At 71.5% G+C, this 23,652-nt stretch carries 24 protein-coding genes; 15 read left to right on the top strand and 9 right to left on the bottom strand.

The genetic code is table 11. The features are described 5' to 3' along the window. Window position 1 precedes the first annotated feature (1 nt). The gene (locus tag ADK55_RS11005; protein ID WP_053677500.1) at window positions 2-511 is read right to left on the bottom strand and encodes a MarR family winged helix-turn-helix transcriptional regulator; all 510 of its coding nucleotides are present in this window, start codon (window positions 509-511) and stop codon (window positions 2-4) included. 21 nt (window positions 512-532) lie between these two features. Continuing rightward, the gene (locus tag ADK55_RS11000) at window positions 533-1,798 is read right to left on the bottom strand and encodes an MFS transporter (protein WP_053677499.1); all 1,266 of its coding nucleotides are present in this window, start codon (window positions 1,796-1,798) and stop codon (window positions 533-535) included. Between the two features lie 148 nt (window positions 1,799-1,946). Between ADK55_RS11000 and ADK55_RS10995 the strand changes: the two genes are divergently transcribed. Beyond that, on the top strand, window positions 1,947-2,954 hold the full coding sequence (locus tag ADK55_RS10995) for an ArsR/SmtB family transcription factor (RefSeq protein ID WP_053677497.1): 1,008 nt from the start codon (window positions 1,947-1,949) through the stop codon (window positions 2,952-2,954). A gap of 158 nt (window positions 2,955-3,112) precedes the next feature. Here the strand turns inward: ADK55_RS10995 and ADK55_RS10990 are convergent, their stop codons facing one another. Further along, window positions 3,113-3,418, bottom strand: a complete 306-nt coding sequence (locus ADK55_RS10990; RefSeq protein WP_053677495.1) for an MTH1187 family thiamine-binding protein — start codon at window positions 3,416-3,418, stop codon at window positions 3,113-3,115. Continuing rightward, window positions 3,415-3,759, bottom strand: a complete 345-nt coding sequence (locus ADK55_RS10985; RefSeq protein ID WP_053677493.1) for a DUF3817 domain-containing protein — start codon at window positions 3,757-3,759, stop codon at window positions 3,415-3,417. Before ADK55_RS10985 ends, ADK55_RS10990 begins: the two co-directional genes overlap by 4 nt. A gap of 150 nt (window positions 3,760-3,909) precedes the next feature. Here ADK55_RS10985 and ADK55_RS10980 point away from each other — a divergent pair, with 150 nt between their 5' ends. From ADK55_RS10980 to ADK55_RS10960, 5 genes are all read left to right on the top strand, one after another. Continuing rightward, on the top strand, window positions 3,910-4,548 hold the full coding sequence (locus ADK55_RS10980; protein WP_053677491.1) for an AIM24 family protein: 639 nt from the start codon (window positions 3,910-3,912) through the stop codon (window positions 4,546-4,548). Next, a complete protein-coding gene (locus tag ADK55_RS10975) occupies window positions 4,548-5,198 on the top strand; it encodes an AIM24 family protein (RefSeq protein ID WP_053677489.1) in 651 nt (216 codons plus the stop codon). Before ADK55_RS10980 ends, ADK55_RS10975 begins: the two co-directional genes overlap by 1 nt. Window positions 5,199-5,209: 11 nt before the next feature. Next, a complete protein-coding gene (locus ADK55_RS10970; RefSeq protein ID WP_053677718.1) occupies window positions 5,210-6,013 on the top strand; it encodes an AIM24 family protein in 804 nt (267 codons plus the stop codon). Between the two features lie 70 nt (window positions 6,014-6,083). Then, a complete protein-coding gene (locus tag ADK55_RS10965) occupies window positions 6,084-6,560 on the top strand; it encodes a MarR family winged helix-turn-helix transcriptional regulator (RefSeq protein WP_053677716.1) in 477 nt (158 codons plus the stop codon). Between the two features lie 112 nt (window positions 6,561-6,672). Continuing rightward, entirely contained in the window at window positions 6,673-7,236 is a 564-nt protein-coding gene (locus ADK55_RS10960; protein WP_053677487.1) for a PepSY domain-containing protein, read from the top strand. A 75-nt stretch (window positions 7,237-7,311) separates the two neighbouring features. On the opposite strand, the gene ADK55_RS40940 is transcribed toward ADK55_RS10960, so the two are convergent. The 3 genes from ADK55_RS40940 to ADK55_RS10950 are packed head-to-tail and all read right to left on the bottom strand — an operon-like array spanning window position 7,312 to window position 9,639. Next, complete coding sequence (locus tag ADK55_RS40940) at window positions 7,312-7,386, bottom strand: 50S ribosomal protein bL37 (RefSeq protein ID WP_107089157.1); 75 nt, start codon at window positions 7,384-7,386, stop codon at window positions 7,312-7,314. Between the two features lie 52 nt (window positions 7,387-7,438). Then, window positions 7,439-8,419, bottom strand: a complete 981-nt coding sequence (gene meaB, locus ADK55_RS10955; RefSeq protein WP_053677485.1) for a methylmalonyl Co-A mutase-associated GTPase MeaB — start codon at window positions 8,417-8,419, stop codon at window positions 7,439-7,441. 11 nt (window positions 8,420-8,430) lie between these two features. Beyond that, a complete protein-coding gene (locus ADK55_RS10950) occupies window positions 8,431-9,639 on the bottom strand; it encodes an acetyl-CoA C-acetyltransferase (protein WP_053677483.1) in 1,209 nt (402 codons plus the stop codon). 146 nt (window positions 9,640-9,785) lie between these two features. Here ADK55_RS10950 and mce point away from each other — a divergent pair, with 146 nt between their 5' ends. The 7 genes from mce (at window position 9,786) to ADK55_RS10915 (ending at window position 20,514) form a co-directional block, all read left to right on the top strand. Next, window positions 9,786-10,226, top strand: coding sequence for a methylmalonyl-CoA epimerase (gene mce, locus ADK55_RS10945; RefSeq protein WP_053677481.1), 441 nt, complete (start codon window positions 9,786-9,788; stop codon window positions 10,224-10,226). 537 nt (window positions 10,227-10,763) lie between these two features. Next, the gene (gene scy, locus ADK55_RS10940) at window positions 10,764-15,299 is read left to right on the top strand and encodes a polarized growth protein Scy (protein ID WP_053677478.1); all 4,536 of its coding nucleotides are present in this window, start codon (window positions 10,764-10,766) and stop codon (window positions 15,297-15,299) included. 194 nt (window positions 15,300-15,493) lie between these two features. Then, entirely contained in the window at window positions 15,494-16,432 is a 939-nt protein-coding gene (locus tag ADK55_RS10935; RefSeq protein ID WP_053677477.1) for a cellulose-binding protein, read from the top strand. A gap of 128 nt (window positions 16,433-16,560) precedes the next feature. Further along, window positions 16,561-17,583: an ABC transporter ATP-binding protein gene (locus tag ADK55_RS10930; protein ID WP_053677475.1), complete on the top strand. Its 1,023-nt coding sequence runs from the start codon at window positions 16,561-16,563 to the stop codon at window positions 17,581-17,583. A gap of 2 nt (window positions 17,584-17,585) precedes the next feature. Beyond that, on the top strand, window positions 17,586-18,368 hold the full coding sequence (locus ADK55_RS10925) for an ABC transporter permease (RefSeq protein WP_053677714.1): 783 nt from the start codon (window positions 17,586-17,588) through the stop codon (window positions 18,366-18,368). A gap of 209 nt (window positions 18,369-18,577) precedes the next feature. Next, on the top strand, window positions 18,578-19,690 hold the full coding sequence (locus ADK55_RS10920; RefSeq protein WP_053677473.1) for an ABC transporter ATP-binding protein: 1,113 nt from the start codon (window positions 18,578-18,580) through the stop codon (window positions 19,688-19,690). Continuing rightward, window positions 19,687-20,514 carry an ABC transporter permease gene (locus ADK55_RS10915; protein WP_053677471.1) on the top strand — a complete coding sequence of 276 codons (828 nt, stop codon included), beginning with the start codon at window positions 19,687-19,689 and terminating at the stop codon, window positions 20,512-20,514. The genes ADK55_RS10920 and ADK55_RS10915 overlap by 4 nt, the downstream gene beginning before the upstream one ends. A gap of 36 nt (window positions 20,515-20,550) precedes the next feature. On the opposite strand, the gene ADK55_RS10910 is transcribed toward ADK55_RS10915, so the two are convergent. Continuing rightward, window positions 20,551-20,898 (bottom strand): hypothetical protein, encoded by a 348-nt coding sequence (locus ADK55_RS10910; RefSeq protein ID WP_053677469.1) that lies wholly within the window; start codon window positions 20,896-20,898, stop codon window positions 20,551-20,553. A gap of 261 nt (window positions 20,899-21,159) precedes the next feature. Here ADK55_RS10910 and ADK55_RS10905 point away from each other — a divergent pair, with 261 nt between their 5' ends. Beyond that, the gene (locus ADK55_RS10905; protein ID WP_053677467.1) at window positions 21,160-22,179 is read left to right on the top strand and encodes an LLM class flavin-dependent oxidoreductase; all 1,020 of its coding nucleotides are present in this window, start codon (window positions 21,160-21,162) and stop codon (window positions 22,177-22,179) included. Window positions 22,180-22,338: 159 nt separating this feature from the next. On the opposite strand, the gene ADK55_RS10900 is transcribed toward ADK55_RS10905, so the two are convergent. After that, window positions 22,339-22,731 (bottom strand): SCO5389 family protein, encoded by a 393-nt coding sequence (locus tag ADK55_RS10900; protein WP_053677465.1) that lies wholly within the window; start codon window positions 22,729-22,731, stop codon window positions 22,339-22,341. 220 nt (window positions 22,732-22,951) lie between these two features. Here ADK55_RS10900 and nucS point away from each other — a divergent pair, with 220 nt between their 5' ends. Further along, complete coding sequence (gene nucS, locus ADK55_RS10895; RefSeq protein ID WP_053677463.1) at window positions 22,952-23,623, top strand: endonuclease NucS; 672 nt, start codon at window positions 22,952-22,954, stop codon at window positions 23,621-23,623. Window positions 23,624-23,652: the final 29 nt, after the last annotated feature.

Raw genomic sequence — 23,652 nt, 5'->3', positions numbered from 1 at the left:
ACTACTTCTCGTCGAAGTCGCCGGCGGACACCCGCAGGGGGCGCAGCAGGGCGAAGATCTCCCCGCACTCCTCGGTGTCGTACGCCCCGAGACCGAAGTCGATCTCCATCAGGTCCCGGGTCGCCGCCTCGACGACCTCGCGGCCCTTGTCGGTGATCGACGCGAGCGTGCCGCGTCCGTCGTTCGGGTTGGGTCGCTTGGCCACCAGTCCGGAGCGCACCAGCCGGTCCACGGTGTTCGTCACCGAGGTCGGGTGGACCATCAGTCGCTCGCCGATCTTCGACATCGTCAGCTCGCCGGCCTGCGAGAACGTCAGCAGCACGAGGGCCTCGTACCGCGCGAAGGTCAGTCCGTACGGCTTCACCACGGCGTCGACCTCACCGAGCAGGATCTGGTGCGCCCGCATGATCGAGGTGATGGCTGCCATCGAGGGCACCGGACCCCAGCGGCGCTCCCAGAGTTCGTCGGCGCGGGCGATGGGGTCGAAGGGAAGGCTGAGCGGCTTGGGCATCCACCAGACCCTACCGGGCGGTCATTTGGCGGTCAGCCCCGTCTCATCCCTCGGCCCCTCGGCGGCCGGGGCGCAGGCGCGCAATTCGGCCAGCAGGGCCAGGACGACGAGGGTGCCGAGCACCCCCGACGCGGTGACGACGACGTGGACGGGCAGGAACTCGGCGGCGAGCCCCGCCAGGGCCATGCCCACTCCCTGGAGGGTCATCATCCCGGTCCCGAGCAGGGTCATCGCCCGACCGCGCAGCTCCTCGGGCACGGCGTCCACGTACATCCGGTCGAGCCCGAGGGTGTACGCGTGCGCCAGCCCGGCCAGCAGCAGCGCCCCGAGGGTGACGACGATGCCCGGCCGCGCCGCGTACAGCAGGAGCGGGGACAGGCCGGCCGCCGCGAGCGGGGCCACGATCCGCGAACGCGTTCGGGCGGTGAGTACGGAGCCGGCCCAGAGTTCACCCGCGATGGTGCCGACGGGCAACGCGCACATCAGCAGGCCGAGGGCGACCGTTCCGGCGCCGATGCCGGCGACGTACGGGGCGAGCAGCGCCTCGGGGACCACGACGAAGACCGGCGGCAGCCAGAACAGCAGGGTCAGCACGCGCGTCCGTCGGTGCCGGAAGACGGCCCGCAGGCCGCCGAGCGGGGTGCCGCCGGTGCCCGCGCGGGCGGGTCGGGCCGCCGTGCCGAGGCGCAGCAGGAGCGCGGAGGCCAGGAAGCCGGCGGCGGTGAGCGCGAGGGCCCCTCGGGGTGCGAGGGCGGTGAGCAGCAGCCCGCCGAGGCCGAATCCGATCAGTTGGGCGCTCTGCGCGACCATGCGCAGCAGCGACCGGCCGAGGACGAAGACGTCGCCGGCGCCGAGGATGTCGGCGAGGGAGGCGCTGCGGGCGCCCTGGAAGAGGGGTGCGACGAAGGACATGGCGCAGCGCAGGGCGAGGAGTCCGGCGACGGGGGTGCCGGGCAGGACCATGGCCGCCGCGCAGGCCGCGCAGACGAGGTCGCAGGCCACGAGTACCCGGCGGGCGGGGTACCGGTCGGCGAGCCCGGCGAGCAGGGTGCCGCCGAGGGCGTAGGGGAGGAATCCGAGGGCGAAGGTGAGCGCGCTCATCAGTGGTGAGCCGGTGAGCCGGTACACGAGGACGGTCAGGGAGATCTCGGCGACGACGACGCCGAGCACGGACATCAGGTGCGCGGCGAAGACGCTCCGGAACTCCCGGACCCTGAAGACGGCCCGGTATCCGGTGTCGGACGGGTCCGCCGTGTGATCGGCGGCCGGTTGGTTGACGGTTTCCATGCGGGCAGCCTGGTCGGGGCCGGGCCCCGGGGGCAGGGATTCGTTCCCCGCCGAATCCTGGCCGCGTGTTCCGTCGGAAGGGCCGCGGGAGGATCTCGGGAAGAATCGAGAGGGCCTCGGGAAGGCCTCGGGGGCTTCGGGAGGGTCGATGCCGTTCCACTACCGGTTCGGTCCGGTGGACCTGCTGCGCTGCCGCTTCCCGATCTCTCCGCGCTGGGAGACGCAGGAGGCGGTCCGGGTCCTGCTGTACCGGAACCGCCAGGCCTACCACCTGCCGTGGCTGCGGGTAATCCGTGAGGCGGCGGACGGCCTGGACCTGCGTCCGCTGTGGCTGCTGATGCCCAAAAAGGGGCACAATCCGGACTTCCTCAGCCCTCCGCCGTCCGGCCCGTCGGTGACCTTCGAGGAGGAACTGGCCCGGGTGCGCGCGGCCGATCCGGGCGCCGCCCGGGAGGACCTGCGGCGCTCCCTGGTGTGTACGCCGGGGGCCGTGGAGAGCGACATCGGGCAGCGGTTGCTCGCCGATCCGGAGCGGTCCGTGCGGGAGTTGGCGGATCTGCTGGAGCGGGCCTGGACCTGTCTGGTCGCCCCGCACTGGCCGAGGCTGCGGGCCCTGCTGGAGGCGGACGTCCTCTTCCACTCCCGCAGGCTGGCGGCGGGCGGGTTGGAGGCCCTCTTCGACGGGCTCCACCCGGACCTGCGGTGGTCCGGGGACACCCTTGTCATCGACCGGCGCACGCACCACGACCGTTCGCTCGACGGCCAGGGCCTGTTGTTGATGCCGAGCGCGTTCGTGTGGCCCGAGGTGGTCGGGGGCTACGACCCGCCGTGGCAGCCGACGGTCGTCTACCCGGCCCGGGGCATCGGCGCGCTGTGGGCGGCCTCGGACGGTCCGACCCCGCGGGCGCTCGCCCGGCTGTTGGGGCGGGCCCGGGCCGAGATCCTGCGCGCCCTGGAGGAGCCCGCGTCCACCTCGGCGCTGGCCGAACGGCTCCGCCTGGCGCCGTCCACCGTCTCGGCCCACCTCAAGACCCTCCAGTCGGCGGGGCTCCTCCTCTCGTCCCGCCACGGCCACCGGATCCTCTACGAACGCACCCCCCTCGCCATCGCGTTGGCCGCGGGCACCGATCCCGGGAGCGGGTCCTCCCCGCCCTGACGCGGTCGCGCGGTCGCGCACGGTGTCGCGGACCGACCCCCTTCCCTCGACCTTTCCCTCGGCGCGGGAACCGTCCGCGTGACCGCACCGGCCCCGGCGGGGCACGCGAGAGCGCCCCCGGCCCTGTCGGCGGGGGGCGCTTCGAAGGGTGCGGGGGCTCAGCCCTCGGAGCCGGCGGCGAGGTGCCGCTCGACCGTGTCCACCTTCGAGGTGATGCCGTCCGAGACTCCGGGACGGATGTCGGCCTTGAGGATGAAGGAGACCCGGGGCGCCCGCGCCTCCACGGCGGCGACGGCGCGCTTCACGACGTCCATCACCTGATCCCACTCGCCTTCCACCGTGGTGAACATCGCGTCGGTGCGGTTCGGCAGCCCGGACTCCCGTACGACACGGACCGCGTCGGCGACGTACTCGCCGACCTCCTCGCCCACCCCGAGCGGGGTCACGGAGAACGCGACGATCATGCGCGGGCCGCCTCGCGCGCCCGCGCGGCCAGGACGCTGTCGGCCTCGTCGCGCTTGAGCAGCCGGTCCCCGTACAGCCCGCCGAACGGCAGCAGCGCCAGCAGGAAGAACAGGGCCACCTTCTTGAGCGGCCACTTCGCCTTGTTCCAGACGTCGAGCAGGAAGACCGCGTAAATGACGAAGAGGATCCCGTGCAGGATGCCCAACGGCATCATCAGGTAGTCGATGTCGGAGACCCGGCTGAGCAGCGAGCCGAAGATCAGCAGGGCCGGGAACGACAGTGCCTCCGGTACGGAGATGAGGCGCAGCCGGTGCAGGGCGGAAGCGGTCTTGATGTCCACGTGGAACCTTCGCGGGAGGAGGCCGGGGGTCCTTCCCAGTGTCTCAGCCGCCCCGCGGGATCTTGACCGGGGTACCCGGAACGACCGAGTGTGGCGGATATCGGCCACGAAGCCCTGTTCGGTCCCGCACTCTGCGGATAACGTCTTCCCGTGGCTCAGTTCCGACTCCAAGGCAGCAAGGTGCTCGCCGTCGACCTGACCGGGGACGCCGTCAAAGCGAAAAACGGCTCCATGGTCGCGTACGACGGCCAGATGGCCTTCAAGAAGATGTCCGGCGGTGGCGAAGGTCTCCGCGGGATGGTGACCCGCCGGCTGACCGGCGAACAGATGACGGTGATGGAGGTCCAGGGGCAGGGCACCTGCTTCTTCGCCGACCGCGCGAGCGAGATCAATCTGGTCAGCCTGCGCGGCGAGAAGCTGCACGTGGAGGCCGGCAACCTGCTGTGCACCGACGCCGGCCTGCGCACCGGCACGACCTTCACCGGCCTGCGCGGGGCGACGACGGGCAACGGCCTGTTCACCACGACCGTGGAGGGCTCCGGCCAGGCCGCGATCATGTCGGACGGTCCGGCGGTGGTGTTGCGCGTCAGCGCCCAGTACCCGCTGTCGGTCGATCCGGGCGCGTACGTCGCGCACACGGGGGACCTGCGGCAGTCCTTCCAGTCGGGCGTGAACTTCCGCACGCTGATCGGCGAGGGCTCGGGCGAGGCGTTCCAGATCCGCTTCGAGGGCGAGGGCCTGGTCTACGTGCAGCCCAGCGAGCGCAACACCATCGGGGGCGACGTCTGATGCCGTTCCGCGAGATCAACTCCAAGATGGTCGAGGCGCAGGTCGTCCCCGGGCAGAAGATGTACAGCCAGCGCGGCGCGATGCTCGCCTACCGGGGCGAGGTCTCCTTCACCCCGAGCCTGACCGGTGGTCAGGGCGGGGTCATGGGCATGATCGGCCGCCGGGTGGCGAACGAACAGACGCCGCTGATGTCGGTCGAGGGCAGTGGCACCGTGATGTTCGGCCACGGCGGCCACCACATCCAGGTGATCAACCTGTCGGGCGAGACCCTGTACGTGGAGGCGGACCGGTTGCTCGCCTTCGACGGCACCCTCCAGCAGGGCACGATGTTCATGGGCTCGCAGGGCGGCGTCATGGGCATGGTCCGCGGCCAGGTCTCCGGCCAGGGCCTGTTCACCACCACCCTCAAGGGGCACGGCTCCGTCGCCGTGATGGCCCACGGCGGGGTCGTCGAACTGCCCATCACCCCGAACCGGCCGGTGCACGTCGACCCGCAGGCGTACGTGGCCCACCACGGGGACGTCAGGAACAAGCTCTCCACGGCGCTCGGCTGGCGCGACATGGTGGGGCGCGGCTCGGGCGAGGCGTTCCAGTTGGAGCTGTCGGGCCAGGGCGCGGTGTACGTACAGGCCTCGGAGGAGAAGCTGTGAACTTTGGCCCCGTGCCCGGCGGACCGGGAGGTCCGACGGTCTTCGACCCGTACACGCTGCCCTCCGACGACAACGTCAACGCGTACACCTTCTGCGTGGAGCTCAAGGGGAGCCAGTGGTTCCTGCAGAAGGGCAAGATGATCTCGTACTACGGGAGCATCGAGTTCAACGGCATCGGCAACGGCCGCTTCGACCGGCTGCTGCGCACGAGTTTCCACTCGCCCCTGCACGCCGCCGACTGGGTGGTGGCCGAGGGGCAGGGCAAGATGCTGCTGGCCGACCGGGCCTTCGACGTGAACTCGTACGACCTGGACAAGGGCAACCTGACGATCCGGTCGGGCAACCTGCTGGCGTACCAGCCGACGCTGGCGCTGAAGCAGTCGATCGTGCCGGGGTTCCTGACGCTGATCGGCACCGGGAAGTTCGTGGCCGCGTCCAACGGACCGGTCGTGTTCATGGAGCCTCCCCTGCGCGTGGACCCGCAGGCACTGGTGGGCTGGGCGGACTGCCCCTCTCCCTGCCACCACTACGACCACGGCTACATGTCGGGCGTGATCGGCGGCCTGCGTTCGCTGACGGGCATCGGCGGCTCCTCGGGCGAGGAGCACCAGTTCGAGTTCGTGGGGGCGGGCACGGTGCTGCTCCAGTCGTCGGAGATGCTGATGGCGGAGCAGGCGGTCGGCGCGGTCGGCGCCGGCGCGGCGACGGGCAACGCGCAGGGCGTTCCCGGGGCCGGTCAGGGGCCGCTCGGTCAGATCGGCGTGCCGCGGATGCCCGGACAGCTGGGTGATCTACAGCGGCGCTTCGGCCTGTGATCTCGCATCTGTGATCGTCCTATTTTTGTACGCAATTCAACTTTTTAGGTAGAGTTCAGTCATGGAGACCATGGAGACCGAGACGGCCACGCGCTGGCTGACCGACGCCGAACAGTGCGCCTGGCGCACCCACCTGGACGTCAGCAGGCTGCTCATGCACCAGCTGGAAAAGGATCTCCAGCCCTTCGGCCTCACCAACAACGACTACGAGATCCTCGTGAACCTCTCGGAGTCGGAGGGTCACCGGATGCGGATGAGCGACCTCGCGACGGCGACCCTGCAGTCCAAGAGCCGGCTCTCCCACCAGATCACCCGAATGGAGGCGGCCGGGCTGGTCCGCCGGGTGAACTGCGAGTCCGACCGCCGCGGCCTCTTCGCGGTCCTCACGGACGAGGGCATGGAGACCATGCGCAAGGTCGCCCCGCACCACGTGGCTTCCGTGCGCCAGCACTTCATCGACCTGCTGCCGCCGGCCGCCCTGGCCGCCCTGCGCGAGTCCCTGCGCCCCGTGGCGGAGCACCTGCGGGACAACCGCGGCAAGGGCTGACGCCCCTCCCCGCGCCGGATCCGGCGATCGATCGCAGAATGGTCGATATCGCCCGCCGGTCCGCCCGCCGAGCAACCGTAGGCGCCCGGGCCGGCCCGAGGAGGTACTGCCCATGAAGCGCAACGTGATCATCTCCGCGGCCGCGGCCGCCGTCCTCACGGTCGGCGGCCCGACCGCGGCGGCCGTCGCCGCCACCGGCGCCACGGCCGGGACCACGACCACGGCCACCGCCGCCCGCGCCGACGTGACCGCAGAGAGCGCGAGCGACGCGGCCCTCAAGCACCACCCGGGTGTCGTCGAGTCCCTCGACAAGGACGGCACCGTCTGGCACGTCAACGTGGTCGCCAAGAACGGCAAGAACACCGAGGTCGAGGTCGACAGCGCCGGCAAGGCCACCACCCGCGACACGGACAACGACAACGCCGCCCAGTACGCACCCCTGATCGCCGCCAAGGTCAACGCCAAGAAGGCGATGGCGGCGGCCCTCGCCGCCAACAAGGGTGCCAAGGTCTGGTCCGTCGACTGGGATGACGACGACGACAACGGCAGCACCTACTGGGACATCGAGGTCAAGTCGAGCGACGGCAAGACCAAGCACGTCCACGTCGACCCCACGTCGGGGAAGGCCACCGCGTCCTCGTCGGACTCGAACGACGACAACGACGACAACAACTAGGTCGTCGCTTTCGCACCGACGCGACGAAGGCCGCGCCCCGGCTCGGGGGCGCGGCCCTCTTCGTGTTGTGCGCGGTCAGGCGTTGGGACGCTTGCCGTGGTTCGCCTTCTTCTTCCTGCGGGCTCGCTTCTTGTTTCCGCGCTTCGCCATGACACCACTCCCTTACAGGGGATCCTTCGGGCCATTCCGGGCGATTGCCAGTTTAGGTTCGCCCTTGGGAGTCCGCATCGGTCAGCGTCGCCAGCAGGGCGTCCGAGGCCGCGTACGGGTCCAGCTCCCCCACGGCGACCCGGGCCGCGAGCGCGTCCAGGCGCGCGTCCCCGCGCAGATCCGCCATTCGGGCACGCAGGGCCGTCACGGCGATGGTCTCCACCTCACGGGCGGCACGGGCCGTGCGACGCTCGGCCAGCACACCGCGCTCGTCCATCCAGGCCCGGTGCTTCTCCAATGCCTCGACCAACTCGTCGATGCCCTGACCCCGCGCGGCGACCGTCTTGACGATCGGCGGCCGCCAGTCGCCCTTGCCCCGGGACTCCCCCAGGCTGAGCATGTGGTTCAGCTCCCGGGCGGTCGCGTCCGCGCCGTCCCGGTCGGCCTTGTTGACCACGTACACGTCGCCGATCTCCAGGATGCCCGCCTTCGCGGCCTGGATCCCGTCACCCATCCCGGGCGCCAGCAGCACCACCGAGGTGTCTGCCTGCGAGGCGATCTCCACCTCCGACTGCCCGACCCCGACCGTCTCGACCAGGATCACCTCGCACCCGGCCGCGTCCAGCACGCGGATCGCCTGCGGCGCCGCCCAGGCGAGCCCGCCCAGGTGGCCGCGGGTGGCCATGGAGCGGATGTAGACCCCCGGGTCGGAGGCGTGGTCCGACATGCGCACCCGGTCGCCGAGCAGCGCGCCCCCGCTGAAGGGCGAGGACGGGTCCACGGCGAGCACGCCGACGCGCTTGCCGGCCTTGCGGTACGCCGAGACGAGCGCCGAGGTGGACGTGGACTTGCCCACGCCCGGGGAGCCGGTGAGCCCCACCACGTACGCCCCGCCGGTGAGCGGGGCCAGGGCGGCCATCACCTCGCGCAGGTGCGGGGACGCCCCCTCGACCAGTGAGATCAGCCGGGCCACGGCCCGGGGTCGGCCTTCTCGGGCCTGGGCCACCAGTGTGGGGACGTCCACCGTCGTCATCCTCGTGACACCTACGCCTTCGCGCCGGGCACGCGCACGATCAGGGCATCGCCCTGGCCGCCGCCGCCACACAGGGCCGCCGCGCCGACACCGCCGCCGCGCCGGGCCAGCTCCAGGGCCAGGTGCAGCACGACCCGGGCGCCGGACATGCCGATCGGGTGCCCCAGGGCGATGGCGCCGCCGTTGACGTTCACCTTTTCCGGGGTCACGCCGAGGTCCTTCATTGACTGCACGGCGACCGCCGCGAAGGCCTCGTTGATCTCGATGAGGTCCAGGTCGGAGACCTCCAGCCCCTCCTTCTTCAGGGCGTGCAGGATGGCGTTCGACGGCTGCGACTGGAGCGAGTTGTCGGGTCCCGCCACGTTGCCGTGCGCGCCGATCTCGGCGATCCACTCCAGGCCGAGCTCCTCCGCCTTGGCCTTGCTCATCACGACCACGGCGGCGGCGCCGTCGCTGATCTGCGAGGAGGTGCCGGCGGTGATGGTGCCGTCCTTGGCGAAGGCGGGGCGCAGCTTGCCGAGGGACTCGACCGTGGTCTCGGCGCGAATGCCCTCGTCCTGCGAGAAGACCACCGGGTCGCCCTTGCGCTGCGGGATCTCGACCGGGGTGATCTCGGCCTCGAAGACGCCGTTCTTCTGCGCGGCGGCGGCCCGCTGGTGCGAGGAGGCGGCGAACGCGTCCTGCGGGGCGCGCTCGATGCCCAGGCGGGTGTTGTGCTTCTCGGTGGACTCGCCCATCGCGATGTTCTCGAAGGCGTCGGTGAGGCCGTCGTAGGCCATCGCGTCGAGCATCTCGATGGCGCCGTACTTGAAGCCCTCGCGGGACTTCGGCAGCAGGTGCGGGGCGTTGGTCATGGACTCCTGGCCGCCCGCGACCACGATGTCGAACTCCCCGGCGCGGATGAGCTGGTCCGCGAGCGCGATGGCGTCGAGGCCGGACAGGCACACCTTGTTGATGGTGAGCGCGGGGACGTTCATGGGGATCCCGCCCTTGACGGCGGCCTGTCGGGCGGGAATCTGGCCCGCGCCGGCCTGGAGCACCTGGCCCATGATCACGTACTGGACCTGGTCGCCGGAGATCCCGGCCCGCTCCAGCGCGGACTTGATCGCGAAGCCGCCGAGGTCGGCACCCGAGAAGGACTTCAGCGAGCCCAGCAGACGCCCCATGGGCGTGCGGGCCCCAGCGACGATCACCGAAGTGGTGTTGTTCGTTCCGGACATGATGGCGGATCCCCTTTCAGCGGGGAAGCTGAGGAGTGAACGAGGGTTTACCTGAATGTACTGAGCAGTACCCGCGCCGTCACCGGCCAGTCGGTGTGATCGCTGGCACGTTGCGTGACGCCCCTCCCGAGCTGTGCACTGGTCCCATGCTGACAAGAATCGACCACATCGGGATCGCCTGCTTCGACCTCGACAAGACTGTCGAGTTCTACCGTGCCACGTACGGATTCGAGGTGTTCCACTCCGAGGTCAACGAGGAGCAGGGCGTCCGCGAGGCCATGCTCAAGATCAACGAGACCTCCGACGGGGGTGCCTCCTACCTCCAGCTCCTGGAGCCCACCAGGGAGGACTCCGCGGTCGGCAAGTGGCTCGCCAAGAACGGGGAGGGCGTCCATCACATCGCCTTCGGGACCGAGGACGTCGACGGCGACGCCGAGGCCATCCGCGGCAAGGGCGTCCGCGTCCTGTACGACCAGCCGCGCATCGGCTCCATGGGGTCCCGGATCACCTTCCTGCACCCGAAGGACTGCCACGGGGTCCTGACCGAACTGGTCACCTCCGCCCCGGAGGCGACGGAAGGGCACTGAGGCGCGTGGCGCGTGTCGTCGAACGACCGGTCGTGACGCCTCGCGCGGGAGTTTGCGTTGCGTCACGCCGGCCGGCGCGCGACATGGTTCCGGAACGGCTGTTTCCGCTGCCGGAGGGGCCGGTGAAGGGTGCCGGCGGGTTCGGACACCGGCCCGGGTTCCGTGCGCGTGCGCGAACGCGGCACCCGTCCCCGCGGGCGGCGGACCGGCGCCCGCCGCCGCCCGTGATCGACTCCGACCGTCGCCGGTCGGCTTGTCTGAAGATCTGTTCGTACCCACGGGTACACCCCGCTCCACCCCTGCTGACAGGCGTTCTTCGGGCTCCCAACCAGGCGATGCGCACCCAAGCGCACTGATGTCCCGTTTCTCCGGCCGGTAGAGTGGCCATGGCTCGGCCGGGGTTCGGTGCGGAGACGGGGTCGGGGCCTGTAACCCCTGCCCCGGTATCTGACACCATTCCCCGGGGGCGTCGTTCAGCGGGCGAGCGATGCTCAATTGGGAGTGAGCTTGCGACCAGGGGACGGATGGGACCGCGCTGTGCGGGGCTACGAAAGCCAGGAGAGCCACCAGGCCGAGGTCGACCATCTCTCGCGCTTCGAAGCCGAGATGGAGCGGCTGAAGAAGGAGCGCGGGAAGGCCGTCCAGCACGCCGAGGACCTGGGCTACCAGGTCGAGGTGCTGCGCGCCAAGCTCCATGAGGTACGCCGCAATCTCGCGTCCCGCCCCGCCTACGACGGCGCGGACATGGGCTACCAGGCGGAGCAGCTGCTCCGCAATGCCCAGATCCAGGCCGACCAGATGCGCTCCGACGCCGAACGCGAGCTGCGCGACGCCCGGGCCCAGACCCAGCGGATCCTCCAGGAGCACGCCGAACACCAGGCCCGCCTCCAGGCCGAGCTGCACAGCGAGGCCGTCAACCGCCGCCAGCGCCTGGACCAGGAGCTGAACGAGCGCCGCCAGACCGTCGAGGCGCACGTCAACGAGAACGTCGCCTGGGCCGAGCAGCTGCGCGCCCGTACCGAGTCCCAGGCGCGCCGGCTCATGGAGGAGTCCCGCGCCGAGGCCGAGCAGGCGCTGAACGCCGCCCGCGCCGAGGCCGCCCGGCTCGCCGAGGAGGCCCGACGCCGGCTCACCGCCGACTCCGAGGCCGCCCGTACCGAGGCCGAGAGCACCCTGCTGCGGGCCCGCAAGGAGGCCGAGCGGCTGCTGACCGCCGCCTCCTCGCAGGCGCAGGAGGCCACCGAGCACGCCGAACGGCTGCGGAGCACCACCTCCGCCGAGGCCGAGCAGACCCGGCAGCAGACCATGGACCTCGGCCGCGTCGCGGAGTCCCGGGTCCAGGAGGCCGACTCCGCGTTGCGCACCGCGCGCGCCGAGGCGGAGACCCTGCTCGCGGAGGCCAAGGAGAGCGCCGCGCGGCAGCTCGCCTCGGCGGAGTCCGTCAACGAGCAGCGCACCCGCACCGCGAAGGAGCAGGTCGCACGGCTGGTCGGCGAGGCCACCAAGGAGGCCGAGGTCCTCAAGGGCGAGGCCGAACAGCTGCTGGCCGACGCCCGCGCCGACATGGAGCGGCTGCGCGCCGAGGCCGGGGAGCAGGCCCGCGCCGCCGCCGCCGAGGACACGGCGGCGCAGCTGGCGAAGGCCGCCCGCACGGCCGAGGAAGTACTGAACAAGGCCTCGGAGGACGCCCGGGCCACCACCCGCGCCGCGTCCGAGGAGGCCGAGCGGATCCGCCGCGAGGCGGAGTCCGAGGCCGACCGGCTGCGCGTGCAGGCCGCGGCAACGGCCGACGAGCTCAAGGGCGCCGCGAAGGACGACACCGAGGAGTACCGGGCCCGTACGGTCGAACTCCAGGCGGACGCCCGCAGGCTGCGCGGCGAGGCCGAGCAGTTGCGCGCGGAGGCCGTCGCCGAGGGCGAGCGGATCCGCGGCGAGGCCCGCCGCGAGGCGGTCCAGCAGATCGAGGAGGCGGCCAGGACCGCCGAGGAGCTGCTGGGCAAGGCCAAGTCGGACGCGGACGAGCTGCGCGGCGGGGCGACCGCCGAGAGCGAGCGGGTCCGCGGCGAGGCCGTGGAACGGGCCGGCACCCTGCGCAGGCAGGCCGAGGAGACCCTGGAGCGCACCCGCGCCGAGGCCGAGCGGCTGCGCGCCGAGGCCGAGGAGGAGGCGGAGTCCGTCCGCGCCGAGGCCGACGCGGCGGCGCGGGCCCGGCGCGAGGAGACCGAGCAGGCGCTGTCGGCGAAGCGGGCGGAGGCCGACGAGGAACTGGTCCGGCTCCACACGGACGCCGAGAACCGGCTGACCAACGCCGAGCAGACGCTGCGCGACGCCCGGACCTCGGCGGAGAACATCCGCCGGGAGACCACGGAGGAGAGCGACCGGCTGCGCGCCGAGGCCGCCGAGCGGATCCGTACCCTCCAGGCCCAGTCGGAGGCGGAGGCGGACCAGCTGCGCACGGACGCGGCGGAAGACGCCGGCCAGGTGCGCGCGGAGGCCGAGCAGGTCGCGGTGCGGCTGCGCGGCGAGGCCGAGTCCGAGGCCGAGCGGGTGCGTACGGAGGCACAGGAGACCGCCGACCGGCTGCGCGCGGAGGCCAAGGCCGCCGCCGAGCGGGTCGCCGCGGAGGCCGCGGAGGCGCTGGCCGCCGCGCAGGAGGAGGCCGCCCGGCGTCGCCGGGAGTCCGAGGAGACGCTGGCGTCGGCGCGCACCGACGCGGAGAACGAGCGGGCCCAGGCCCGCGAGCAGAGCGAGGAACTGCTGGCGCAGGCCCGCAAGCGTTCCGAGGAGGCACAGGCCGAGGCGGTCTGGCTGACCGAGGAGGCCGAGCGGCGCGCGTCCGAGGTCGTGTCGGCCGCGGAGACGACCGCCCAGCAGGTACGGGACGCCGTGGCCGGGCTGCACGAGCAGGCCGAGGAGGAGATCGTCGGGCTGCGCAGCGCGGCCGAACACTCCGCCGAGCGCACGAGGAACGAAGCCGAGGAGGAGGCCGGACGCGTCCGCGCCGACGCCCACGCCGAGCGGGAGCGGGCGTCCGAGGACGCCACCCGCCTGCGCAACGAGGCCCGTGTCGAGACGGACGCCGCGAAGGCCCTCGCGGAGCGCACGGTCGGCGACGCCATCGCCGAGTCCGAACAACTGCGCACCGACACCGCCGAGTACGCGCAGCGGTTGCGCACCGAGGCCACCGACGCGTTGGCCGCGGCCGAGCGGGACGCGGCCCGGACCCGGGCGGACGCCCGGGACGACGCCAACCGGATCCGCGGCGAGGCCGCGGAGTCCCTGGACGCTTCCCGCGCCGAGGGCACCCGGATCGTCGACGAGGCCACGCGACTGGCCGAACTGCACACCGAGGAGACCCGCGCGGCGAACGCGGCCACGATCGAGGAGGCCGGCGAGCAGGCGGCCCGACTCACCTCCGAGGCCGAGGCCGCGGCCGACGCGACCCGCGCCGAGGCGGCGGGCACGCTCGACGAGGCCCGCTCCGAGGCCAACCGGCTGCGCAGCGAGGCCGCCGAGCAGGCGGACCGGCTCATCACCGAGGCGGCCGCCGAGGCGGACAAGCTCACCGAGGAGACCCTCGCGGCGAACGCGGCCACGGTCGGCGAGGCCGCGACGGAGGCCGAGCGGCTGCGCACCGAGGCGGCACGGACCCTGGACGACGCACGCGCCGAGGGCGCCCGACTGATCGGCGAGGCCGCGGCCGAGACCGAGCGCATGACGGTCGAGACGCGGGCTGCCAACGACCTCACGGTCGGCGAGGCGGCCGAGGAGGCCGAGCGGCTGCGCACCGAGGCGGCGCGGATCCTCGACGAGTCCCGCGAGGAGGGCGGCCGGATCATCGGCGAGGCCACCGCGGAGGCCGAGCGGGTCACCGAGGCTGCGAACGAGACGTTGGCGAGCGCCGAACGGGACTCCGAGCGGATGCTCGACGAGGCCCGCGAGGAGGCCAACAAGCGTCGCAGCGAGGCCGCCGAACAGGCGGACCGGCTCATCACCGAGGCGGCCGCCGAGGCGGACAAGCTCACCGAGGAGACCCGCAAGGACAACGAGCGGACGGTCGGGGAGGCCGCCGCCGAGGCCGAACGGCTGCGCACGGAGGCCGCCGAGGCCCTGTCCTCGGCGCAGGAGCACGCGACCCGTACCCGGTCGGAGGCCGAGCGGGTCAAGGCGGAGGCGGCGACCGAGGCGGAGCGCACCCGCGCGGAGGCCCGTACGGAGTCCGAGCGGCTGCTCGACGAGGCCCGCGAGGAGGCCAACAAGCGTCGCAGCGAGGCCGCCGAGCAGGTGGACCGGCTCATCACGGAGTCCTCGGCGGAAGCCGAGAGGCTCACCACCGACGCGCAGCAGCAGGCCCTCGCCGCGACCACGGCGGCCGAGGAGCAGGCCGACGCGATGGTCGACGCGGCCCGCAAGGAGGCCGCGCGGATCACGTCGGAGGCGACCGTCGAGGGCAACTCCACGGTGGAGAAGGCCCGTACGGACGCGAACGAGTTGCTGGTCGGGGCGCGTACGGACGCCGCCGCCATAAGGGAGCGGGCGGAGGAGCTGCGCGGCCGGGTCGCGTCCGAGGTCGAGGAACTGCACGAGCGGGCCCGCCGCGAGTCGGCGGAGCAGATGAAGTCCGCGGGCGAGCGCGTGGACAAGCTGGTGCGGGCGGCGACCGAGCAGAGCGTCGAGGCCGACAAGAAGGCCAAGGACCTGGTGTCGGAGGCGAGCAGCGAGGCCGGCAAGGTCCGCATCGCCGCCGTGCGCAAGGCGGAGGCGCTGCTCAAGGAGGCCGAGCAGAAGAAGGCCGAGGTGACGCGCGAGGCCGAAAGCACCCTCGCCGAGGCGAAGGCGGAGGCCGAGCGACTGGTCGACGAGGGCCGCCGCGAGCTGGAGGTCCTGGTGCGTCGACGCGAGGACATTCAGGCGGAGATCTCCCGTGTCCAGGACGTTCTTGAGGCGTTGGAATCATTCGAGGCGCCTTCGGGCGGCGGAAAGCCGACGGTCGGCGGTCAGGGCGCGGGGGGCGTGAAGGCCGGTGCGGCGGCGGGTTCCACTCGTTCGAGTGGCAAGTCGTCAGAGAACTAGTCAGCACATGAAGATGTGTGCTCCTGATGGAGGTTCAGGCGAACGGGCGACAAGCATTCTGTCGCCTTGCCACTCAAAAGGGGTGTCATTGTCCAGATCAAACGCGGATTGACTCGATGACACGCCGTCTGGGCGCCTAGGATTCCCCTAACACCTCACGTAGCACCTCATCGGTCTCATTCGACAGGAACCCCATGAGCGACACTTCCTCCCCCTTCGGCTTCGAGCTCGTGCGGCGTGGTTACGACCGCGGTCAGGTGGACGACCGCATTACCAAGCTGGTCTCCGACCGCGACAGCGCACTAGGACGTATCAACTCTCTGGAAAAGCGGATCGAGGAGCTGCACCTCGAAACGCAGAACGCCCAGGCGCAGGTGAGCGACGCGGAGCCGTCGTACGCCGGCCTCGGTGCCCGGGTCGAGAAGATCCTGCGACTGGCCGAGGAGGAGGCGAAGGACCTTCGCGAGGAGGCCCGTCGCGCGGCCGAGCAGCACCGCGAGCTGGCCGAGTCGGCCGCCCAGCAGGTGCGCAACGACGCCGAGTCGTTCGCCGCCGACCGGAAGTCGAAGGCGGAGGACGAGGGCGTCCGCATCGTCGAGAAGGCCAAGGGCGACTCCGCCACCCTGCGCTCCGAGGCCCAGAAGGACGCGGCCTCCAAGCGCGAGGAGGCCGACGCGCTCTTCGAGGAGACCCGCGCCAAGGCCGCCCAGGCCGCCGCGGACTTCGAGACCAACCTGGCCAAGCGCCGCGAGCAGTCCGAGCGCGACCTGGCCTCGCGTCAGGCCAAGGCGGAGAAGCGTCTCGCGGAGATCGAGCACCGCGCGGAGCAGCTGCGCCTGGAGGCGGAGAAGCTCCGTACCGACGCCGAGCGTCGCGCGCGCCAGACCGTGGAGACCGCGCAGCGTCAGGCCGAGGACATCGTCGCCGACGCCAACGCGAAGGCCGACCGGATCCGCAGCGAGTCCGAGCGCGAGCTGGCGGCGCTCACCAACCGCCGCGACTCGATCAACGCGCAGCTGACCAACGTCCGCGAGATGCTGGCGACGCTGACCGGTGCGGCCGTGGCCGCGGCCGGCTCCCCGATCGACGACGAGCCGGTCACGCGTGGCGTCCCGGCTCAGCAGAGCCGCTAGTACGCGCAGTCTCCAGTACGACGGCGCGCGTAGGCGTTGTACGCCATTGCGCCGGACGGTTGGCACCGAGGGCCTTGTGTCACCTGTTTGAGGTGGCGTGGGGCCCTCTGCCGTTCTAGCGTGGCCGCATGATCGAGCTTGAGGGCCTCACCAAACGCTTCGGTGCGAAGACGGCAGTGGACGACCTCAGCTTCCAGGTCAGACCCGGGGTGGTGACCGGCTTCCTCGGCCCCAACGGGGCGGGGAAGTCGACGACGATGCGCATGATGCTCGACCTCGACAATCCGACCGCCGGGCGGGTGCGGATCGACGGGAAGCGCTACCGGGACCTGCCGGAGCCGCTCACGCACATCGGGGCCCTGCTGGACGCGAAGGCCATGCACGGCGGACGCAGCGCGTACAACAACCTTCTCTGCCTGGCCCAGTCGAACCGGATCCCGAGGAGTCGGGTGTCCGAGGTGCTGGACCAGGTCGGACTGACGGCGGTGGCGCGGAAGAAGTCGAAAGGATTTTCGCTCGGCATGGGGCAGCGGCTTGGAATCGCCGCCGCCCTGCTGGGTGATCCGGAGATCTTGATGTTCGACGAACCCGTCAATGGTCTGGACCCCGAGGGAATTCTCTGGATCAGGAATCTCATGAAAGCGCAGGCCGCGGAGGGGAGGACGATCTTCGTTTCCTCTCACCTGATGAGTGAAATGGCGGTGACCGCAGACCATTTGGTGGTCATCGGGCAGGGAAAGCTGCTCGCCGACTTGTCGATGGCCGATTTCATTCGGCAGAACTCACGGAGTTACGTACGCGTGCGCTCGCCCCAGCAGGAGCGACTGAAGGACCTCCTGCACGCGGAGGGCATCGACGCGACCGCCGTCCCGGCGACCGGAACGCTGGAGGTCGACGGCGTGGAGTCGGAGCGGCTCGGCGAGCTGGCGGCCCGGCACGGGATCGTGTTGCACGAGCTCAGCCCGCAGCGGGCGTCCCTGGAGGAGGCGTTCATGCGCATGACGGCGGACTCGGTCGAGTACCACGCCCACGCGGCGGGAGCGGCCGCCGCACCCCCCGAACCCGGGGCGGCCGGCGTGGTCCCCGGCCCGCCCGGTTCCGGACCGGCCTGGGGCTCCTCCTACGACGCGGCACAACGGAAGGGGAAGTGATCATGGCTGATTTCCCCGCCGTCCTCGCGTCCGAGTGGACCAAGATCCGTACGGTGGCCTCGACCACCTGGACGCTGATCGCCGCCCTCGTGGTCACGGTCGGCGTGAGCGCCGGCATCTGCGCGTTCATCAACGCCTCGTTCGACGACATGCGCCCGGAGGAGCAGCTCACCTTCGACCCGACGCTCTCGGCCTTCGCCGGGATGGCCCTCGGTCAGCTCGCCATGATCGTCTTCGGGGTGCTGGTCGTCGGCACCGAGTACAGCTCGGGCATGATCCGCACCTCGCTCGCGGCCGTGCCGCGCCGCGGGAGCCTGCTGCTCGGCAAGCTCATCGTCGCCACCGCCCTGGCCCTGGTCGTGGGCCTCGCGACCAGCTTCCTGTCGTTCTTCCTCGGACAGGCCCTGCTGGGCGGGCGCAGCGTGGGGATCGGCGAGCCCGGCGTACTGCGCGCGGTGATCGGCGCCGGGCTCTACATGGCCATGATCGCCCTGTTCTCCATGGGCGTCGCCACGATGCTGCGCAGTTCCATGCTCGCCCTGTGCGTGCTGATGCCGTTCTTCCTGATGATCTCCTCCATCCTCGGAGCCGTCGAGGCGACCAGGAAGGTGGCCCGGTACTTCCCGGATCAGGCCGGCTCCCGGATCATGCAGGTCGTCCCGCCGGGCGCGGCGGGCGGGGACGCGCCGCCCTACGGGCCCTGGGGCGGCTTCGGGATCATGGCCCTGTGGACGTTGGCCGCCGTGCTCGCGGGGTTCCTGGTCCTCAGGAAGCGCGACGCGTGACGGGGTGGCCGGCCCCGGCCTCCCCCGCGTGAGGGTGAGTACCGGCGGATGTCCGTCCCGAGACGGACGTCCGCCGTACTACGGGGGATCTTCGGGTTGGTCTCAGGGGTACCTCAGGGATGACGGCCGAGACGGAACCGTAGGACACTGGATATCCTCTTAACCCTTACACGGGCGAGAGTCGTACCGGCCTGCTAAGGGGCAGAACCATGATCGAGGCAGTCGGCCTTACCAAGCGCTTCGGCGCGAAGACCGCCGTCGACCAGCTGTCCTTCCAGGTCAGGCCAGGTCACGTCACCGGATTCCTGGGGCCCAACGGCTCCGGCAAGTCCACCACCATGCGCATGATCGTCGGCCTGGACAGGCCCACTTCCGGCCATGTCACCATCAACGGCCTGCCGTTCCGCGACCTGCCGAACGCGCAGCGTCACGTCGGCGCCCTCCTCGACGCGAAGGCCATGCACGGGGGCCGTCGCGCCCGCACCCACCTCCTGGCCGTCGCCCAGCTCTCCGGCATCCCGGAGAAGCGGGTGGACGAGGTACTGGCCGTCGTGGGCCTCCAGGACGCGGCCCGACAGCGCACGAAGGGCTTCTCGCTCGGCATGGGCCAGCGGCTCGGCATCGCCACCGCCCTGCTCGGCGACCCCCGGGTGCTGCTCTTCGACGAGCCCGTCAACGGTCTCGACCCCGAGGGCATCCTGTGGGTGCGCACGCTCATGCGCCGGCTCGCCGCCGAAGGCCGTACGGTCCTGGTCTCCTCGCACCTGATGAGCGAGATGGCGCTGACCGCCGACCACCTGATCGTGATCGGCCGGGGTCGGCTGCTGGCCGACATGGGCACCCAGGAGTTCATCACGCACAACTCGGCCGGATTCGCTCGGGTGCGCGCGGCCGATACCGATCGGGATGGCCGGGACACGCTCGGTGAAGCCTTCCGCAAGGCCGGTGGCCGGGTCCTCCAGGAGCCGGACGGCGCCCTCCGGGTGACCGGGCTGGACCTGCCGCGGCTGTCCGACCTCGCCCACGAGGCGGGAGTGCGGTTGTGGGAGCTGTCACCGCACCGGGCCTCGCTGGAGGAGGCCTACATGCGGATGACCCAGTCCTCCGTCGAGTACACCTCCACCGACGACCCCCGGGCCGAGCTGTGGGAACCGGAACCGCTGAGCGTCCCGGAGTGGGAGGCGGACGCGGCCCCCGAGGTGCCGCGGACGGGCTTCTACGCGCCCCCGCCGCCCGGCGCGGGCGAGCGGCCCTTCCTGATGCCCGGCAACCCCGGCGAGCTGGCCGGCGCCGCCAAGAGCAACCCCGAGGACACCCGATGACCGGCCCGACCACGACCGCCCCAGCCGTCCCCGGGGCGCCGCACGACGACGCCCGGCCGCACGTCGGGCACGCCGTGGCGTCGGAGTGGACGAAGCTGACCTCGGTGCGCTCGACGATGTGGACCCTCGGGGCGCTGGTGGTGATCGTCGTCGGCATCGGACTGCTCTTCGTGTCCCAGACCGCGGACGAGGACTACGTCGCGATGCCGTTCACCACCCCGGCGCTGTTCGGCCTGTTGGTCGGCCAGCTCGCGGTGATCGTGTTGGGCGTCCTGACCATCACCTCCGAGCACGGCACCGGTCTGGTCCGCACCACCTTCACCGCCGCCCCGGACCGGCACCGGGTGCTCACCGCGAAGTACCTCGTCTTCAGCGCCACGGCCTTGGCGGCGACGGTCGGTTCGGTCTTCGTGGTCGCCTCCGCGGCGATGGCCGTGCACAGCGGCCCCGGCGCCGGACCGCACACCTTCGGGGAGTGGAGCGGCGCGCTCGTCGGCTGCGCCTACGTCACGCTGCTCGGGGTGCTCGCCCTCGCCGTCGGGGCGCTGGTCCGGCACTCCGCCGGGGCGATCACCCTCATGCTCGGCCTGGTCACGCTGCCGCCGGTGATCGGCGGGATGCTCAGCTACTGGGAGGCCTCGGCCCGGATCGGGGAGATCGTCCTCCAGTACAACGTCCCGGTGGCGATGATGCAGTTGTTCGGCATGCCGACGGGCGAGGACACGAGGGTGCCCGGCGACCTGCCCCAGATGCTCCTGCTCCTGCTGGTGACCGGCGCCGCGGTGGCGGCCTCGTACGTGATCGTCGACCGCAGGGACGTCTAGTACGACCCGACTAGTACGACCCGACGCCGACAGGACTCAGTGCCGGGGCGCGTTCCTGGACCGCTGCACCCGCGAGGTGCGGCGGTCCTTCGCGTTCCAGCACGCCTTGTGCCAGTGCCGCCGGTCGTCCACGCCGCCGTACTCGGGCCAGGCCACCAGGTGCGGGGTGCCGGAGGGGATCTCCTGGTCGCAGCCGGGGCAGCGGTAGCGCTTGCCCGCCGCGCTCGCGCCGGCGACGTGCCGGACCTTCCACTCCTCGCCCTGGTACTCCTCGGTCTGCTCCAGACCGAACCGGTCCAGGCCCCCCGAGCCCGTCCCGGAGCCCGGGTCCGAGCGGTCGGACGGATTCCCCCCGCCCCTGGGGCGGTTGTGGCGCGGTGACACGTATACCTCACGGATGGGCGGTCGGCAGTGACTTTCTCCCAGACTACGCGCAGCGAGCTCGGGTACCCGCAGGGTGTCCGGAGGAAGGTGACCGAAAGGCTCGCGACGCGTCGGGCGGCATGACAATCCCAATAACTTTCCGGTCAGGCCGTGCCTTTGGCACTTGTCAGACGTTGTTGCCATCAGACGTTGATGCCATGAAACGGCACCGAGCCGGTCCACCTGGGGGAGGCCGCGCCGGCCGCGAGGAGGCTAAGGGCGATGCGCGTAGGAGCGTTTGTACTGGCGGCCCAGTTCCCGGGCCAGGGGCAGGGGGAGGCGCTGCACCGGGCGGTGCGGACCGCCGAGGTGGCCGAGGAGGCCGGGCTGGACTCGGTCTGGTTGGCCGAGCACCACTTCGTGCCGTACGGGGTCTGCCCGTCGGCGGTGACCCTCGCGGCCCTGCTGCTCGGACGGACCCGGCGGCTGCGGGTGGGCACGGCCGTGAGCGTGCTGCCGAGCACGCACCCGGTGGCCCTCGGGGAGCAGGCGGCGCTGCTCCACGTCACCTCGGGGGGCCGGTTCACCCTCGGGGTGGGGCGCGGCGGTCCCTGGGTGGACCTGGAGGTGTTCGGGGGCGGTCTGGACGCGTACGAGAAGGGCTTCCCGGACGATCTGGACCTGGTGCGGCGCTGGCTGTCCGAGCCGCGCGTGGGGGCGGTCGGCGAGCGGTACGCCTTCCGCGAGGTGGCCGTCGTGCCGCGTCCGTCGGAGGCGTTGGACGGCGACGGGAAGGGGCCGGAAGTGATCGTCGCGTGCACCTCCCCGGCATCGGTGCGCCTGGCCGCCGAGCGGGGCCTGCCGATGCTGCTGGGCATGCACTGCGGGGACGAGGACAAGGCTGACATGGTCGCGCTGTGGCGGCGCACCGCGCGGGACGCCGGTCACGACCCCGAGGCGGGGCACGTGTCGGCGGGGGTGTGCCAGCTGGCGGACCGGACCGCGGACGCCCGGGAAACACTGGTGAAGGCGATGCCGGGCTGGTTCCGGCAGGGGCTGGACGCGCACGTGACGGTGGACGGCCGGCAGCGCGCGATGCGCGATCCCGTCGCCTACACGGAGCTGCTGTGCGACCTGCACCCGGTCGGTACGCCGCGACTGGCGGCGGACCGGCTGGCGGCGACCGCGGAGCGCACGGGCATCACCCGGTTCGCCCTGCTCACGGAGGGCTCCGGCGATCTCGCCGCGACGGAGGAGAACGTACGGCGCCTGGGCGCCGAGGTCCTGCCCCGCCTCGGTTGAGATCCGGACCCCGGGCCGACGGCGGTCGGGGAGTCGGAACCCGGGCCTGCCGCTCCGGTGTCAGTCGCAGCTCTCGCGACTCGGAGCGGCAGCGGAACACCGGTGGCGACGGGGCCCAGGTCCCGTCGTCACAGTGGCGCCGGGCGAAACGGAGACGGCCTAGCAGTCCCGCAGTTCCGGCGACTGGTTGAGCAACTGGCCCCGGATCGAGGTGAAACGGGCGTGCCTGTCATCCGATGAGGTATCCAGCGGGAACACGGCGACACGGTGACAGTTCTGGAATGCCAGACGCACTCCGAAGTGCCGCTGGAGCGCACCACGTATCGCGTCACTCGCGAGGGCGCGCAGCAGCTGCCCCCGCGCCTGCTCGTCCGGCGGCGGCGTCTGGTTGTCGGCGAACTCTCCGCCCTCAACCTCCAGCTGAGCCACCAGCGAGCTGATCATCTCCCATGCGTAAGGCAGGGAGGTCCGGACGCAGTCGACGAAGGCGGCTTCGTCGACCTCGCCTCGCTCGGCCTGTTCGAGTAGGGCCGGTGAGACGTCGAGCGACATGGGTTCTCCTCTCGTGACCCCGGCGTTCGGGTCGCCGGAGTCTTACGGGCAGGGAAGGAGAGTCGCGACGCAGTGTGCACGCTCGACGACCTCCCGCTATCCACGGTAGGCGCCCACCGGGTACCGCACCAGGAGAATGCGCATACAACGCGCCATCCGCGAACGGGGCTTTCACGGGCGAATCGCGTGGAGGCCCATCGGTCGAGTAGCGTTGCCGACCATGCGTCTCGTCATTGCCCGCTGCTCCGTCGACTACGCGGGCCGGCTCACTGCCCATCTGCCCTCGGCACCCCGTCTGATCCTCGTGAAGGCCGACGGCAGTGTCTCGATCCATGCGGACGACCGGGCGTACAAACCGCTCAACTGGATGTCGCCTCCGTGCACCCTCAAGGAGGGGAGCGGGGACGAGGCCGGTGTCTGGACCGTCATCAACAAGGCGGGCGAGAAGCTCATCATCACGATGGAAGAAGTCCTGCACGACTCCTCCCACGAGCTGGGCGTGGACCCGGGTCTGATCAAGGACGGCGTGGAAGCGCACCTCCAGGAGCTGCTGGCCGACCGCATCGACACCCTCGGCGAGGGCTACAGCCTGATCCGACGCGAGTACATGACCGCGATCGGGCCGGTGGACATCCTGTGCCGTGACGCCGACGGCGCGACGGTGGCCGTGGAGATCAAGCGGCGCGGCGAGATCGACGGTGTCGAGCAGCTGACCCGCTACCTGGAGCTCCTGAACCGGGACCCGCACCTCGCCCCCGTCCGGGGCGTGTTCGCGGCCCAGGAGATCAAGCCGCAGGCCCGCGTCCTGGCGACGGACCGCGGCATGGACTGCGTGATCCTCGACTACAACGCCATGCGCGGCATCGAGGACGACAAGCTCCGCCTGTTCTAGGGCGCCTCTTCCACGGCTTTCATGGCCCC

The sequence above is a fragment of the Streptomyces sp. WM4235 genome, from assembly GCF_001279725.1.
GTDB lineage: Bacteria > Actinomycetota > Actinomycetes > Streptomycetales > Streptomycetaceae > Streptomyces.
This window is presented reverse-complemented; position numbering and strand designations above follow the sequence as displayed.

Bases quoted from the DNA above. Each gene is read 5' to 3' on its own strand.
- ADK55_RS11005 (WP_053677500.1), bottom strand. From the start codon at position 511: ATGCCCAAGCCGCTCAGCCTTCCCTTCGACCCCATCGCCCGCGCCGAC.
- ADK55_RS11000 (WP_053677499.1), bottom strand. From the start codon at position 1,798: ATGGAAACCGTCAACCAACCGGCCGCCGATCACACGGCGGACCCGTCC.
- ADK55_RS10995 (WP_053677497.1), top strand. From the start codon at position 1,947: ATGCCGTTCCACTACCGGTTCGGTCCGGTGGACCTGCTGCGCTGCCGC.
- ADK55_RS10990 (WP_053677495.1), bottom strand. From the start codon at position 3,418: ATGATCGTCGCGTTCTCCGTGACCCCGCTCGGGGTGGGCGAGGAGGTC.
- ADK55_RS10975 (WP_053677489.1), top strand. From the start codon at position 4,548: ATGCCGTTCCGCGAGATCAACTCCAAGATGGTCGAGGCGCAGGTCGTC.
- ADK55_RS10965 (WP_053677716.1), top strand. From the start codon at position 6,084: ATGGAGACCGAGACGGCCACGCGCTGGCTGACCGACGCCGAACAGTGC.
- ADK55_RS10960 (WP_053677487.1), top strand. From the start codon at position 6,673: ATGAAGCGCAACGTGATCATCTCCGCGGCCGCGGCCGCCGTCCTCACG.
- meaB (WP_053677485.1), bottom strand. From the start codon at position 8,419: ATGACGACGGTGGACGTCCCCACACTGGTGGCCCAGGCCCGAGAAGGC.
- ADK55_RS10950 (WP_053677483.1), bottom strand. From the start codon at position 9,639: ATGTCCGGAACGAACAACACCACTTCGGTGATCGTCGCTGGGGCCCGC.
- mce (WP_053677481.1), top strand. From the start codon at position 9,786: ATGCTGACAAGAATCGACCACATCGGGATCGCCTGCTTCGACCTCGAC.
- ADK55_RS10935 (WP_053677477.1), top strand. From the start codon at position 15,494: ATGAGCGACACTTCCTCCCCCTTCGGCTTCGAGCTCGTGCGGCGTGGT.
- ADK55_RS10930 (WP_053677475.1), top strand. From the start codon at position 16,561: ATGATCGAGCTTGAGGGCCTCACCAAACGCTTCGGTGCGAAGACGGCA.
- ADK55_RS10925 (WP_053677714.1), top strand. From the start codon at position 17,586: ATGGCTGATTTCCCCGCCGTCCTCGCGTCCGAGTGGACCAAGATCCGT.
- ADK55_RS10920 (WP_053677473.1), top strand. From the start codon at position 18,578: ATGATCGAGGCAGTCGGCCTTACCAAGCGCTTCGGCGCGAAGACCGCC.
- ADK55_RS10915 (WP_053677471.1), top strand. From the start codon at position 19,687: ATGACCGGCCCGACCACGACCGCCCCAGCCGTCCCCGGGGCGCCGCAC.
- ADK55_RS10905 (WP_053677467.1), top strand. From the start codon at position 21,160: ATGCGCGTAGGAGCGTTTGTACTGGCGGCCCAGTTCCCGGGCCAGGGG.
- ADK55_RS10900 (WP_053677465.1), bottom strand. From the start codon at position 22,731: ATGTCGCTCGACGTCTCACCGGCCCTACTCGAACAGGCCGAGCGAGGC.
- nucS (WP_053677463.1), top strand. From the start codon at position 22,952: ATGCGTCTCGTCATTGCCCGCTGCTCCGTCGACTACGCGGGCCGGCTC.